Origin of the sequence: Sphingomonas sp. SFZ2018-12 (assembly GCF_022496715.1) — a bacterium.
Classification (GTDB): domain Bacteria; phylum Pseudomonadota; class Alphaproteobacteria; order Sphingomonadales; family Sphingomonadaceae; genus Sphingomonas.
In genome coordinates, this window is record NZ_WTFM01000008.1 from 35,544 (window position 1) to 47,681 (window position 12,138).

Annotated in this window: 15 protein-coding genes and 1 pseudogene; 7 read left to right on the forward strand and 9 right to left on the reverse strand. The window is 65.3% G+C overall.

Annotated elements, in window-relative coordinates; translation table 11 throughout:
• Positions 1-28 precede the first annotated feature (28 nt).
• Entirely contained in the window at positions 29-745 is a 717-nt protein-coding gene (locus GO308_RS17800) for a helix-turn-helix transcriptional regulator (RefSeq protein WP_240886361.1), read from the reverse strand.
• A 112-nt stretch (positions 746-857) separates the two neighbouring features.
• Here GO308_RS17800 and GO308_RS17805 point away from each other — a divergent pair, with 112 nt between their 5' ends.
• Both GO308_RS17805 and GO308_RS17810 read left to right on the forward strand, forming a co-directional pair.
• On the forward strand, positions 858-1,559 hold the full coding sequence (locus GO308_RS17805; RefSeq protein WP_240886362.1) for a class I SAM-dependent methyltransferase: 702 nt from the start codon (positions 858-860) through the stop codon (positions 1,557-1,559).
• A 157-nt stretch (positions 1,560-1,716) separates the two neighbouring features.
• Positions 1,717-2,478, forward strand: a complete 762-nt coding sequence (locus GO308_RS17810; RefSeq protein WP_240886363.1) for a DUF4198 domain-containing protein — start codon at positions 1,717-1,719, stop codon at positions 2,476-2,478.
• A gap of 120 nt (positions 2,479-2,598) precedes the next feature.
• On the opposite strand, the gene GO308_RS17815 is transcribed toward GO308_RS17810, so the two are convergent.
• From GO308_RS17815 to GO308_RS17845, 7 genes and pseudogenes are all read right to left on the reverse strand, one after another.
• Positions 2,599-2,793, reverse strand: a complete 195-nt coding sequence (locus GO308_RS17815; protein WP_066671082.1) for a hypothetical protein — start codon at positions 2,791-2,793, stop codon at positions 2,599-2,601.
• A 424-nt stretch (positions 2,794-3,217) separates the two neighbouring features.
• Positions 3,218-3,709, reverse strand: a pseudogene (locus tag GO308_RS17820) (MauE/DoxX family redox-associated membrane protein); the annotation flags it as partial.
• Positions 3,697-3,861 carry a hypothetical protein gene (locus GO308_RS17825; RefSeq protein ID WP_240886364.1) on the reverse strand — a complete coding sequence of 55 codons (165 nt, stop codon included), beginning with the start codon at positions 3,859-3,861 and terminating at the stop codon, positions 3,697-3,699. The pseudogene GO308_RS17820 and the gene GO308_RS17825, both read right to left, overlap by 13 nt.
• Positions 3,862-4,325: 464 nt before the next feature.
• On the reverse strand, positions 4,326-5,255 hold the full coding sequence (gene dmeF, locus GO308_RS17830; protein ID WP_240886365.1) for a CDF family Co(II)/Ni(II) efflux transporter DmeF: 930 nt from the start codon (positions 5,253-5,255) through the stop codon (positions 4,326-4,328).
• 9 nt (positions 5,256-5,264) lie between these two features.
• Positions 5,265-5,540, reverse strand: coding sequence for a metal/formaldehyde-sensitive transcriptional repressor (locus tag GO308_RS17835; RefSeq protein ID WP_240886366.1), 276 nt, complete (start codon positions 5,538-5,540; stop codon positions 5,265-5,267).
• An 11-nt stretch (positions 5,541-5,551) separates the two neighbouring features.
• The gene (locus GO308_RS17840; RefSeq protein WP_240886367.1) at positions 5,552-5,698 is read right to left on the reverse strand and encodes a hypothetical protein; all 147 of its coding nucleotides are present in this window, start codon (positions 5,696-5,698) and stop codon (positions 5,552-5,554) included.
• Between the two features lies 1 nt (position 5,699).
• Positions 5,700-6,608, reverse strand: coding sequence for a DUF3800 domain-containing protein (locus GO308_RS17845; RefSeq protein WP_240886368.1), 909 nt, complete (start codon positions 6,606-6,608; stop codon positions 5,700-5,702).
• Positions 6,609-7,066: 458 nt separating this feature from the next.
• On the opposite strand from GO308_RS17845, the gene GO308_RS17850 reads away from it, so the two are divergent.
• The 3 genes from GO308_RS17850 (at position 7,067) to GO308_RS17860 (ending at position 10,223) form a co-directional block, all read left to right on the forward strand.
• Positions 7,067-7,258 (forward strand): hypothetical protein, encoded by a 192-nt coding sequence (locus GO308_RS17850; RefSeq protein WP_240886369.1) that lies wholly within the window; start codon positions 7,067-7,069, stop codon positions 7,256-7,258.
• 47 nt (positions 7,259-7,305) lie between these two features.
• On the forward strand, positions 7,306-9,153 hold the full coding sequence (locus GO308_RS17855; protein ID WP_240886370.1) for a ParB/RepB/Spo0J family partition protein: 1,848 nt from the start codon (positions 7,306-7,308) through the stop codon (positions 9,151-9,153).
• 587 nt (positions 9,154-9,740) lie between these two features.
• On the forward strand, positions 9,741-10,223 hold the full coding sequence (locus tag GO308_RS17860; protein WP_240886371.1) for a MucR family transcriptional regulator: 483 nt from the start codon (positions 9,741-9,743) through the stop codon (positions 10,221-10,223).
• A gap of 15 nt (positions 10,224-10,238) precedes the next feature.
• Here the strand turns inward: GO308_RS17860 and GO308_RS17865 are convergent, their stop codons facing one another.
• On the reverse strand, positions 10,239-10,718 hold the full coding sequence (locus GO308_RS17865; RefSeq protein ID WP_240886372.1) for a hypothetical protein: 480 nt from the start codon (positions 10,716-10,718) through the stop codon (positions 10,239-10,241).
• Between the two features lie 319 nt (positions 10,719-11,037).
• Between GO308_RS17865 and GO308_RS17870 the strand changes: the two genes are divergently transcribed.
• Together GO308_RS17870 and GO308_RS17875 are read left to right on the forward strand one after the other, a co-directional pair.
• Positions 11,038-11,337 (forward strand): hypothetical protein, encoded by a 300-nt coding sequence (locus GO308_RS17870; protein ID WP_240886373.1) that lies wholly within the window; start codon positions 11,038-11,040, stop codon positions 11,335-11,337.
• A 304-nt stretch (positions 11,338-11,641) separates the two neighbouring features.
• Positions 11,642-12,028 (forward strand): DUF3768 domain-containing protein, encoded by a 387-nt coding sequence (locus GO308_RS17875; RefSeq protein WP_240886374.1) that lies wholly within the window; start codon positions 11,642-11,644, stop codon positions 12,026-12,028.
• The last annotated feature ends 110 nt before the right edge of the window (positions 12,029-12,138 follow it).

The following is a 12,138-nucleotide window of genomic DNA, read 5'->3' on the forward strand; positions in this document are numbered from 1 at the left end:
GCCGGAACGGACGCGAGATGCGCCGAAGCTAAGCGGGCAGCAACGCCTGACCGGCCGTCACGCCGAACGTTGTCTTTATCGTTCTGGCGAGGTGCGCCGAGTCCGAGAAGCCGGCGGCGTGAGCTGCGGTAGTGACATCGCGGCCTGCCGCCAGTTCGACGGCCGCCAAGCGCAAGCGCCGCCAGAGAACGTAGCGCGTGTACGGGACACCTAGCTGATCGGCAAACAAATGCCGGAAGCGGTCGGGCGACAGAGAGGCTGTCGCGGCGGCATGATGGAGTGGCACCGGACCGGAGAGGAGAGCGCCCTCAATGTAGTCGAGCGCCGCCGTTAAGCGGCGGTCGATTGGGCCGACCGCGGTCAGGGCCGACGTTCGCCAGGAAGTCCAGAAGCGAGCGCCTCCGTGTCTTTCGACGAGTGCAGGCGAGGTCCGCGCGACCATGCTGCGGAGAAGCTGTTCAAACTCTGGATCGACGCTTCGTCCCGGCTCGACATATACGAGGAGCGCTTCGCCACCAGGCTCGATCCTGTGCGGCGTTAGCGGATCGATGAGGATGCATGTCGCTTCGATGAGGTGATCCTGAGCATCGCGCACTCGGATCGGTCGGTCGGCGATAATGGCTTGCGCCGCGAAATGCCGGTGTAGCACGCCGTCACCGACAGCACCTCGCCATGAAGCCCAACGGTCGTGGAGCCGCAGCTCCCCCTGCCACTTTGTCCCGACCTTACCAGCAGCGCTGTTCATCACGGAACCATGCACCGAAGCCGAATGACTAGCCATGCTCACCATACACTAGGGAGTAGGCAACCGGCTGGTAATCACTCCACGCCTACTCACCGATCGTAGGAGAACGGCTATGGGCGACGCGCTTAGACAGCGCTTGGCAGGACGGACCAGCGAAGAGCTCATAGGGCTGATCGGCAAGAACATCGCGCACGTGATTTGTTCGGTAAGTCCAGCCGCCGTCCGAGCGCGGCGCAGAAACGCGCAATTCGACCGTCTTTGGGGAACCGAGACGAGCGGGTTAGTGAACCTGTCGGGCTTGGCCATTGACCCGGCCCGGGCGCGTCATGGGGTTCGCTATCAGGCAAGCAACGGCGAAGCGCTGAAGGAGGCGGTTAGCCGGTTCGACATCGATCCAGCCGAATGGAGCCTGGTCGATTACGGCAGCGGCAAAGGCCGGATCATCATGTTGGCGGCCGCAATGGGGTTCGGCCGTGCGATCGGCGTGGAATTTTCTCCGGAGCTATGTGCTATCGCAAACGATAATGTCCGCAGCTTCGTAATGAAAGGCGGCGCCGCTCACCCTCCCGAGATCGTTCTTGGCGATGCTGGAGCGTTCCAGCCGCCGGAAGGGCCGCTGCTGGCTTACCTTTACAACCCGTTCGACGCATCCGTGCTGGACCGCGTGATCGGCCGGCTCGAAGCCCGAACGTTCCCGGGTGATCCGGTAGTCGTCGCATATGTCGATCCGCGTCATCTTTCCTGCTTCGAGGCGACCTCGCGTTGGAGCGTCATCGCCTCCTCCCCGGATCTTGCTCTGCTGCAATCCCGCTGACGGCTCCTCCTGATGATACGACGCTGTAGTGGCCCTCGCCAAGGTGCGGCGAAGAAGGCGTGCTGCTCGACAACAACGAGGCCCAGTCGGTGCCATCCCGCTTGAAGACGGGGTGCGTTGCGGACACAATCGACGGGTCTGACCTAGAGGAACGCCTATGCCCCAGCTGTCACGCCTGCTGCCAACCCTCGCCTTGGGGGCGTTCACGGTTCTGCCGGCCGCCGCGTTTGCTCACGACTTCTTCCTGCTTCCGCCTGTGGGCAATGCCCGGGGTAAGATCTTTGCCACTGTCGGCTCGACCTTCCCCACGCCGGAAACGGCGATAACGCCGGATCGGGTGGCCAGCGCACGCGGTATGACGGCGTCGGGATCGGTCGACGTGCGCCTAGGTCCGGTTTCCGGAAAGGGGCTTTCGGTGATCGTCGGCAGCACCCCGCGCCCGGCGATCGTGTCGTTGACTCTGAAGCCGCGCGACGTCGAATATCGCGACGATCGCATCGATCTCATCCTCGACGAATATCCCGTAGGTGCCGCGGCGAAGGCGGCGGTAGCGAACCTGCCAAGCCCTCGCGTCCTACAGGTGGACTCCCGGCGGTTCGCTAAAACCGCAGTCTGCGCCGGGCGATGCGTCGGCTTGCAAAGCATCGGAGCGCACGGTCTCGAGTTGGAATTCGTCGCCGTGTCGGACGGCCGCTTCCGTCTCCTCGAGAATGGTGCTCCGGTCAGCGGACATGAGGTGGTGATCGCCACCTTCGACGGTAAGCGCCAGCATGTCACGACGAATGCGCAAGGCGAGGTCGGCATTCCGACAGGGGTGAGAGGGCAAGCCATGCTTTTCGCGTCGAGAATGGCGCTTCCAACTGCACCTGAAGGACGTTTTGTCCTCCGGCTGACCTCATTCACCCTGGACCTGCGCTGATCGCAGGCTGTGCTTAGTGCTCCCCTGTATCCTTTCACGTTGTGCGAGTGCGCAACTTAGCGCGGAGTAGCAGCCCCTCGACGAGAAGAGGGGAGGCGCGAACGCCTCCCCTCCCCCGGCTTACTTCGTCGGCATAGCGTGGCCGGCATGATCGCCGCTCTTCTTCATGTCCGCGCAGCAGTCCTTCTTGCTGTCCTTGCAGCAGTCCGCGCCCTCTTTGCAGCACGCCATATCGGCGCAGCAGGAGCCGGCCGCGAACGCCGCGGTCGGAAGGGCGAGCGCCAGGGCGGCACCGATCAGCTTAAACTTCGTCATCGAAAATCTCCGTCGAATGAATGTGTGAGTTTGTCGAAGTGTCACACGGTTCGAGGAGGGGGCGTCGCGGGCGGGATCGGGGCACCGGCTAGCCCGACCGACGGTCCGGGCCAAGGTGCTACCGGAAGGACCGTAATCGGCTCGACCCGCGCCAAGGCCTCTCCGGGAACGGCCGTGCAGGGCGTGGCGCAGGCCGGCAATGGAGCCTTATCTTCGGGCGCACCCGTGCCCTTTCCCTCGCATCCAGCCATCGCCGACGCGATCGGGGCGGCTTGCGCCGCTGCCTCGCAGAACGGTCCCAGGCGCACGAGCAGCAGCACCGCGAGCACGACCAGGACGGCCGTGCGAAGCGGGCGGGTTAAGGCTGGCGCTCCCTTCGTCATCCCGCGTATCGGCACCCTCTCCGAGCCAATGTCAACGAGCGTCAGTGCGCACCGGCGACGCCGACCGCGGCGGCAGCCATCCATAGCGCCATCGCCACCATCATCACGTTCTCCGTGAGTGAGATAAAGCCCAGCGGCACGTTGCTGTCCCCGCCGACGCAGGCGCATTTCAGCTCGCGCTTGTCGATATAGACGGCCTTGAACACCGAGGCAGCGCCGATCAAGCCGATGAACAGGGCAACCGGCACCGAGAGCCAGGTGAGCGCGCCCGCGATCATCAGCACGCCAGCACCGCCTTCCGCGAAGGGATAGATGTAGGAGTAAGGCACCCATCGCTTGGCGAGCAGATCATAGTTCAGAAACATGCTCGAAAAGCTCTCGATATTCTGGAGCTTGAGCAGCGCCAGCACACACATCGAGAAGGCGATGAACCATTCAGCCGCGCGGATCGTGAACGGCGTGCCAAGCACGGCGTAGCTCGCAGCGAGTGCCATCAGCGCCGTCATCGAGAACAGCGCGATCACGGGCCGGTAAGCGCGTCGGCGCGCGCGGTAGTCGCGGCACCTTGCGGCGAGGCGGCGATCGCGCGCGCGACCGCATCCTCAAGCGTCAGTGTCTGGCCGTGACCGACCGTCGCCGACGACAGCGCCACCGCCACGACGGCGGCGCGCAAATAGGGTGACATGGGTTTTCTCTCCCGATCCTCACGAAACAGCGCGGCCCTTTTACGGGCGCACGGGCGCGACGATCAGGCGGAGGGCGGCTTTAGCAAGGGTGCAACCCCACGTGAGGGTAGAGCGGGAATTGCGGCCGCCATCAGCTTCGGGCCAGCCAACGTTAGTGGCGACCTGGCCCACTCCACCGGACGGCTCACATCGCCTACCACATGACTGTGCAGCGTGAAGCTCGCGGAGCCGTCGGAGCGATCGTCGCCCGCAGCGTCTACCGCGCTAGCGATTGCCTCGTCCGCATGGCCATGCTCCGATCCATCGTCCGTGTGGACCTCGCCATGCGCCACGGCATCGGCATGGATATGCGGAACAGCGCCGCCCATGCCCCCATGCGAGAGGAGCAGGACGCAGAGCATCAACAAGGCGATAAGTTGCCGCACGTCCCTCGCGTAACGTTTGGCGGGCGGCCGAACAATCATCACCGGGTTTCAACTGTCAGGTGCCGAAGTTCGTGGACCGGCGTCAGCCGATCGCGGATCATGTCTGCCGTCACGCCGGCCTTAGCGGCAACGCTGATGATCGCCGCGTGCGCGTCCGGGCCGACCCGCCAGACGTGCAGGTCCGCGATCCGGGCATCGCCGGCCGCCTCGACCAGCTCGCGCACTTCGTCGGCGACATGATCGTCGGTCGCGTCAAGTAGCACCGAGGCGGTGTCACGCATCAGCGTCCACGACCATCGAGCGATGACGACCGCGCCGACGATGCCCATCACCGGGTCCATCCAGACCCAGCCGAGATAGCGGCCCGCCAGCAGCGCGGCGATGGCGAGGACCGAGGTGAGCGCATCGGCGAGGACGTGGATATAGGCCGAGCGCAGGTTGTTGTCGCCGCCGTGCGGACCATGACCGTGGCCGTGGTCGTGTCCATGATGATCGTGCCCGTGATGGTGCCCGCCCGAGAGCAGGAAGGCGCTGGCGATGTTCACGCTCAGGCCAACCACCGCGATGATCGTCGCCTCTCCGAAGGCAACCGTGATCGGCTGAAAGAGGCGCAGCACGGATTCGACGCCGATCCCGAGCGCGATCAGGCCCAGCACCATTGCCGATGCGAACCCCGCAAGATCCCCAACCTTGCCCGTGCCGAAGCTATAAGCGGGGTTGCGCGCGTGGCGCTTGGCATAGCTGTATGCGATTGCAGCGACCCCGAGCGCGCCGGCATGCGTCGCCATGTGAAAACCATCGGCGAGCAGCGCCATCGAGCCCGTCAGGTATCCGGCGACGATCTCGACCGCCATCATCGCGGCAGTCAACACCACCACCCAAAGGGTGCGACGGGCGTTGTCGTCATGCGCCGCGCCCAGGAATACATGCTCGTGCGTGAAGGCGTCGATTTCGGGCAATGTCGCCATGAAGCAGTCCTATTTGGAGTAGCGGCGGATCACCGCCAGCAGTTCTTCGGCGCCCGCCGCGCGCTCGGCATCATCGAGCCCGGCGCGCGACACATGTGCTTCCAGATGCTCGGCGATGATCTCGACCATGAGGCCGTTGACCGCGCCGCGGACGGCCGCGACCAGGTGCAACACCTCCGAACACGAGGAGTCTGATTGAAGCGCCCGTTCGACCGCGCCGACTTGCCCCGCGATGCGTCGGACGCGAGCCACGAGGTCGGCATTAGTTCGGGAGAGGTGCGCCATAGGCTACCCCCCTATCCTACATCGATCGCCGATGCAATTTTGAAGCGCCAGCGCCGATTGGCGCGGCTGCGCGGATATTCATTGAAAATCAGGACGAATCGATTAAATGGGTTCCCGGAGGCTTTGTCCGCGGCGACGCGAGCATTGCCTTCTTCCATTTCAGGGCAATGGCTTCGGTCGCAGATCGTCGATCAGCTTCAGCCCGAAGATCCGATCGCCCCCTTCCGTCTCGCGCTTGAATTGGAGCCGGTGGACCAAATCCACCAATGGGCGCAACTCGGCGCGCGCGGGTGCCGTCATCCAGCGCAGGCGCAACCCCCAACTGATGACATAGGCCACGATGTCGGCGGTCTGGATCAGAGTCGTCAGATCGCTATGCACGAAAAACGGCTCGGGAATGATGAGCCGCGACCTTACCCGGCCCTTCTGTGTGTTGATGAAATAGCTCTTCACCTGGCCGAGCAGGATATGCGCGGCGCTGCGATCCAGCTCGTCGAACACGAGATACCCCATCGGATCGCCGGGAAGGCCGTTCAGGAAATAGTAGAAGCGCTCGAACAGAAACGCATAGTCCTTGCGCAAAGCGTCGTCGCGCTCCGGGCGCGGCGCCTCGCGCGGGACGATCGTAGCAAACACCTTCGCCCCATGTCGCCGCGCCAGATCGAGGCTGAACCGGCTATATTCGATCTTTGCTTGCCCCAATGCCGTCAGTCGCGCCCTCGTGACGGCGGTCCCGTCGAGCAGCAATTCGCGCGCGAGCTGCGTGCGTTCGGCGTGCGCGATCGGATCGAGCTGGGCGGCGTGCTTGAACGTCTTGCGATCGAGGAGCTTCTGCGCCTTTGCCTCGCGTCCATACGCCTCGAACAAGCGCATCCCGAAAATATGCTGCTGTGCGTCCGATAAGTCGCGGATCAACGGCCATACGCGCCGATCTTCGACCGCGATCCCGGCCAGCACCTCATACGGCGAGTGACGCTGATCCTGGCCGGATTCGTCGATGAACAAGCTCCAGCTCACAGTCTGATAGTTCCCCCTCCGCGTTAACGCCGCTCTATCGGCGAGCTGCACTCTACCGTCTGTTCTCGAAATACGAACCTTGAAGAAGCCGTCGGCGCGACCCTGCCGGGCACGGCTCTATCGGCGCGCTTGCGCGCACCCACCGAGCCACCGTGCCGGCGTCTCGGCCCTGCCGGGTAACGATCCTCGCGTGAGGTGTGCCACGTGGCACACCTGCAGACGCGCGGGAGGCGCGAGGCAGTTTGGCTGGCGCCGCGGCCCTCCCCCGGAGGCCCGCCAGCGCGGGGAACACCAGGGCTGCTGCCCTTTCGTTCCCGAAGGAAAATAGACAGCCCCGTGTGGTCCGCCAAGCGCGGCACCCGACACCCGTTGGGGTGTCGGCCGCGCTAGGCGGCCTGCCCGCACCAGGCCGTCGATTTTCCTCCTCCCTCCCCATCCCGCTCCTCGCCGGAGAGGCAGAGCCGGTTGCCGCGGCAACCGGCTGCGCCTCGAAAGAAGGAGAAAGGACAATGGCTTACACCCGATATACCGGCGATCCGTACTGGAAACGGGCGAAGACGAGCGGCACCAGCGCGGACGGCACCCCCTATCGCAAGGGTGAGCGCGTGTTCTTCTATCCGCGCACCGGCGTCACCTACGCAGGCGGCAGCGCGAAGCGCGCATCGGCCGAGTTTGACGAACTCGCCAGCCTCGAAGGCTGACCCCTCCCCACGACCATCGACACCATCGCAGATCAGGAGTTTCAATCATGGCTATCATCCACCCCAAACTGTCGCAGCTTCGCCTTTCCCCGCTCAATCAGCGCCGCGTGAAGCCTTCCGCCATCGAGAGCATGGCCGACGACATTCAGACGCACGGCCTGTTGCAGAACCTTATCGCCTATGAAGAGGACGGCCTGTTATGGGTGTTCGCCGGAGGGCGGCGGTATCGCGCGCTCAAAGTATTGGTGAAGCGCAAGCACGCCAAGAGCAGCGACACCATCCCCGTCGAGTTGCGGACCAAGGAAGAGGCGATCGAGCTTTCCTTCGCCGAGAACTTCCAGCGCGAGGATATGCACCCCGCCGATAGCATCCGCTCTTTCGCGGCGATGCGGGACGCGGGCATGGACGCCGAGGAAATCGCGGCCCGGTTCGGTCAGGCGGTCAGCTTCGTCTATAAGATGCTTCGCCTTTCCGCGCTCGCACCCGCGTTGATCGACCTGATCGCCAAGGACCAGTTGTCGCTTGAGGCGGCGCGCGCGCTGACCCTCACCGACGACCACGACCAGCAGCTAAAGGTCTGCAAGGCGGCGAACGGCCACGCCCACACCATCCGCCGGATGCTCACCACGGAGAAGGTGGACACCACCAGCGGCGCGTTCCGCTTCGTCGGGCGGGAAGCCTATGAGGCGAAGGGCGGCACGATCACGGTGGACCTGTTCAGCCAAGGGGCCGAGGGCTTCGCGGACAATCCCGAGCTTGTGCAGGAGCTGGCGGAGGAAAAGCTGGACGCCATTGCCGACGAGTATCGCGCGATCGGTTGGCATCAGGTCCGCGCCACGCTGGACCGGCCTTACGACCTCTACATGAAGGGCAGCATGTATCCGTCCACGCGCGAGCCGACCGAGGCCGAGGCGGCGCGCATCGCGGAGATCGAGGCCGAGATCGAGAGCATCGCGGAAGTCGAGGGCGAGGACAGCAACCGCATCGCCCCGTTGTCCGACGAGCGGGACGCGATCACCGAGGGCTTGCGCGGCTTCAATGCCGCACAGGTCGCGGTCGGAGGCGTGGCGCTATGGGTTTCGCATGACGGTTCGCTCGGCAAGAGCTTCTATCGTGCGAAGGCGGAGCCGAAGCCGAAATCCGGCAGCAGCGAGCCGCAGCCGCTCTATAGCAACAGCTTGTTCGCGGACCTGTCGCGCATCAAGACGCAGATCGTGCAGGAGGCAGTCGCAGCGGACCCGACGCTGGCGCTGGACGTGTTGCTGGACAGCCTTGCGGGCCAGTTGCTCCACGGCGCGCACAGCTACCAGATGGCGCTTGAGGTTCAGGCCAAGACCGTCACCACCGCCGTTCCCGACGAGCTTATGGCGACCAGCGACGTTCGCCCGATCGAGGAAACGATGGCGACCCGCTTCGCGTCCATTCCCGAGGACGGACGGTTCGAGGCGATCCGCGCCATGAGCGCCGACGACAAGATGACGTTGCTCGCCGGGCTTGTCGCGATGACGCTGGACGGCACGGTGTTCGCGGGCGGTTCACCCGGTCAGCGCCACCACCACTTCGAGCAGATCGCGCGGGCGAGCGGCGTGGACATTGCGGCGCGTTGGTCCGCACCCATCGGCCTGTTCGACAAGATGCGCCGTGCCGCGATGATCGACCTGTTGCGCGCGGAGGTTGGCGCGCCGAGCGCCGAGAATTGTGCGACCATCAAGAAGAAGGCTGACCTTGCCGTCAACGTGTCCGAGCGGCTTCCGTCCGGTTGGCTTCCCGCCCCGATGAAGATCGGCGCATTCGACCGGGCCGAGCGCGACCCCGAGGACTTCGACGCCGATACGGACGGCGAAGACTTCGGGGACATGGCCGACGAGAGCATGGCCGACGACGAGATGGCATGACAGCGATCGGGGGTCCGGTGTTGATCGGACCCCCTTTCTTTCCGAGCGGTTCGCCCAGGAGCGGCCCCGTCGCCGGCGCGCCCGCAGTCCTTTCAGGCCCGCGCCCGCAGTCCTTTCAGGCCCGCGCGCGCCGCCCGACCAAGGCCGGGCGGCGCGGTGGCGACTTCACGCGATCGTGCTCGGGAGCGAGGCGGAAATATCGCCAGCGTGAGCGCGGATCGGCTACAATCATCTCGATCGGCAGCGGTGTGGTGTTCACAGCCCGCATCGCAATCTCGCCGGTCAAAGGAGGTGTATTTGATTGAGTAATGTTGAAGCAGTGCAATTGACGATCGCAGCCCTCGGGCTCGTGATCGCGATTGTGAAGCTGGGGCAGAACCGTAAGGACTGACCCGGTGGGGCGGATGCCTTCACAGGGGTGTCCGCCCCAACTATTTGGCCCCGCCGCGTTCACAGCGCGACGGGGCCAGGTAGGTGCATCGATTGAGTCGATGAAGCATCGCCCATATACGCCTTTCCGGCTTAACAACCAATAGCAGGATGACGATCCATCCTGAAAATGGGCGACCACGCGCGCAGGGGGACGAATGGACGGCACACCGAACACGCTCGAGCTGGCGGCCGAGCTGACCGCCGCATGGCTCGCCAACCCCAATACGCGCGCGGAGGTCGATGCGGTGCCGGCGTTCCTGAACGCCATTCACGCCACCCTCGCCCAGCTCGCTAAGGGCGGCGAGCCGGCCACGGACCAGGCCGCGGCCGAGATCGCCGAGCAGCACGTTCCGGCCGTGACCGCCCGGAAATCGCTCGCCTCGCCCGAGCGGATCATATCAATGATCGATGGCAAGCCCTATCGCACGCTGCGCCGCCACCTTTCCACGCACGGCCTCACCCCCGACGAGTATCGCGCGCGCTACAACCTGAAGCCCGATTATCCGATGGTCGCGCCCGCCTACAGCGAGGCGCGCCGCGCGATGGCGAAGAAGATCGGGCTCGGCCGCAAGCCGGCCGCACCCGCCGAAGCCCCCAAACCACGTCGTCGCAAGCTCGGCGTGTCGACGGGCGGCTGACACCGCGCCGCGGATCTAGCCCGCTAGAACCGCCGCAGGTGTGCCACGTGGCACACCCCTGACGGTCGCCGGAGAGGCATCGAGCACGGCGAGCAGATCGCCCAGCGCCCGCCGGCGATAGGCGTTCCGCCAGCGCCGACGGCGATGCTCGGCCGCGTCATGGATCATGTGGCAGCGCTGGCAGAGCGCAGCGAGGTTGCGCGGGGCGTTGTTGGTCGGATCATGGTTTAGATGCGCGCACGCGATATAGACCCGCGTGACGCGGACGAACGCCAACGTGCCGGGGCCTGGCGCTCGCACCCGGCGCCCGCGCCCGTCGCGCCACTGCCGGCGATCGGCGTCCCACCAGCGGCCGTCGCCCAGGTGGAACACGTGCCGACCGTGCGGACGCTGACAATGCTCGCACCGGCCCTTGGCGCGGCCGAAGCGGATCAGCCTCGACAGTTCGGGCCAGTCGATCGGGTAGAGCCAGCGATGTTCGGCCATGATCGGCATGACGAGTCTATGAGTCAGCCGAGTCGAGAACGAAAGCAGAAAATCGTTGCTGGCGCATAGTCGCCGGGGGCTTCGAGAGAAGCGCCTAGGGCAGCGGACCACCCGTGCCGGGTGGGCGTGGTTTATAGAGGCAGTTCGTCAGTCTCTTCCTATCGTGAGGGACGCGCCACGCCGCCTCAAGGATCGGCGGTCCCCCCAATTTGGCTCACGCAAATCGGCTCCCCCGCCGCCCGGCAAGCCGGCCGCATCCGCGGTCGGTGACCCGGCGCGGCGCGCCCCTCCCGATGGCGATGCCAATCACGGCATCACGGAGGTTTCCATGTCCCATCATCGCGTGTTCGCGCAGCTCGCCTTTGAGCGCGCGCTTGGCATGGCCGCGATCAGTTCGCTGGCCCAGGCCGTCGCCGAGAGCGAGCAGTTCCGCGCCGCAGGGCGTGACCGTGACCCGATCCACTTCTGGGTTCTCGTCGGCGAGCTGGAGGAGGTCGTGCAGGATCGCATCCGCGACGTGCTGGACGGTCCCGGCTTTGGCGTGGTCGAGCGCGGCGAGCTGTTTCATCAGCCGCGTATCGTCGAACTGGTCTTGGCCGCTCGCGATGCACGCAACGCGCCCTCCTGACGGGGGCGCGCTTGCGCGCGAAAAGGCCGTGCGGAGATCCGCACCGCACCATCCGACGCCGATCGCCGCCGCGATCGGCGCGAGGGGAACACCAAGGGCGCTGCCCTTTCGTCCCCGAACGACAATCGTGCCGCCCGTGTAATCCGCCAAGCGCGGCACCCGTCGCACAGCTCCGGCCGCGCTAGGCGGCTCGCCCGCGCCAGCGCCAAGATTCTCGCTCCCCCTCCCCATCCCGTTCCTCGCCGGAACGGCAGGGCCGTGAGGCCGAGCGGCCTTGCGGCCCATGCCAGAAGGACGATCAGCAATGCGAGACCCGGCCCATATCGACGCCATCCGTCGCCTCAACGACGAGGCGCGCAGTAACCCCGGCGTCGCTACGCTCGCGAACGTCACGATCGGATTCCAGTCCCTCCCCGACGCGGACCGCCTCGCCGCGCTGTCGACCATCATGCGGTTCTCCAAGTTCGACGGCGACAACGACCCTTACGGCGAGCATGATTTCGGCGCGATCTACCAGCTCCCCGACCGCACGTGGACGCAGGACCGACCGAGGGACGAGACGATGATCGCCGCGACGGTGTTCTGGAAAGTGGATTACTACGATCAGACCTTGACGTTCGGCAGCGACGCGCCGTGGGATGCCGAGCGGACCAAGCGCGTGCTGACCATCATGCTGGCGAGCGAATACTGACGGTTAGCGTCGTGCGGACCGTGCCTCCCGAGCGCGGTCCGCAACGCGATTCTCGGCGGTTGCTTAAAGTGATTTGTTGAGGAATCACCTTGGAAAGCGTAGGGTTATGA

Coding starts and splice junctions, on each gene's coding strand:
- GO308_RS17815 (WP_066671082.1), bottom strand. CDS start 2,793: ATGACGAAGTTTAAGCTGATCGGTGCCGCCCTGGCGCTCGCCCTTCCG.
- GO308_RS17875 (WP_240886374.1), top strand. CDS start 11,642: ATGCGAGACCCGGCCCATATCGACGCCATCCGTCGCCTCAACGACGAG.
- GO308_RS17840 (WP_240886367.1), bottom strand. CDS start 5,698: ATGGAAGAAGGCAATGCTCGCGTCGCCGCGGACAAAGCCTCCGGGAAC.
- GO308_RS17805 (WP_240886362.1), top strand. CDS start 858: ATGGGCGACGCGCTTAGACAGCGCTTGGCAGGACGGACCAGCGAAGAG.
- dmeF (WP_240886365.1), bottom strand. CDS start 5,255: ATGGCGACATTGCCCGAAATCGACGCCTTCACGCACGAGCATGTATTC.
- GO308_RS17835 (WP_240886366.1), bottom strand. CDS start 5,540: ATGGCGCACCTCTCCCGAACTAATGCCGACCTCGTGGCTCGCGTCCGA.
- GO308_RS17870 (WP_240886373.1), top strand. CDS start 11,038: ATGTCCCATCATCGCGTGTTCGCGCAGCTCGCCTTTGAGCGCGCGCTT.
- GO308_RS17860 (WP_240886371.1), top strand. CDS start 9,741: ATGGACGGCACACCGAACACGCTCGAGCTGGCGGCCGAGCTGACCGCC.
- GO308_RS17850 (WP_240886369.1), top strand. CDS start 7,067: ATGGCTTACACCCGATATACCGGCGATCCGTACTGGAAACGGGCGAAG.
- GO308_RS17865 (WP_240886372.1), bottom strand. CDS start 10,718: ATGCCGATCATGGCCGAACATCGCTGGCTCTACCCGATCGACTGGCCC.
- GO308_RS17800 (WP_240886361.1), bottom strand. CDS start 745: ATGAACAGCGCTGCTGGTAAGGTCGGGACAAAGTGGCAGGGGGAGCTG.
- GO308_RS17855 (WP_240886370.1), top strand. CDS start 7,306: ATGGCTATCATCCACCCCAAACTGTCGCAGCTTCGCCTTTCCCCGCTC.
- GO308_RS17825 (WP_240886364.1), bottom strand. CDS start 3,861: ATGTCACCCTATTTGCGCGCCGCCGTCGTGGCGGTGGCGCTGTCGTCG.
- GO308_RS17810 (WP_240886363.1), top strand. CDS start 1,717: ATGCCCCAGCTGTCACGCCTGCTGCCAACCCTCGCCTTGGGGGCGTTC.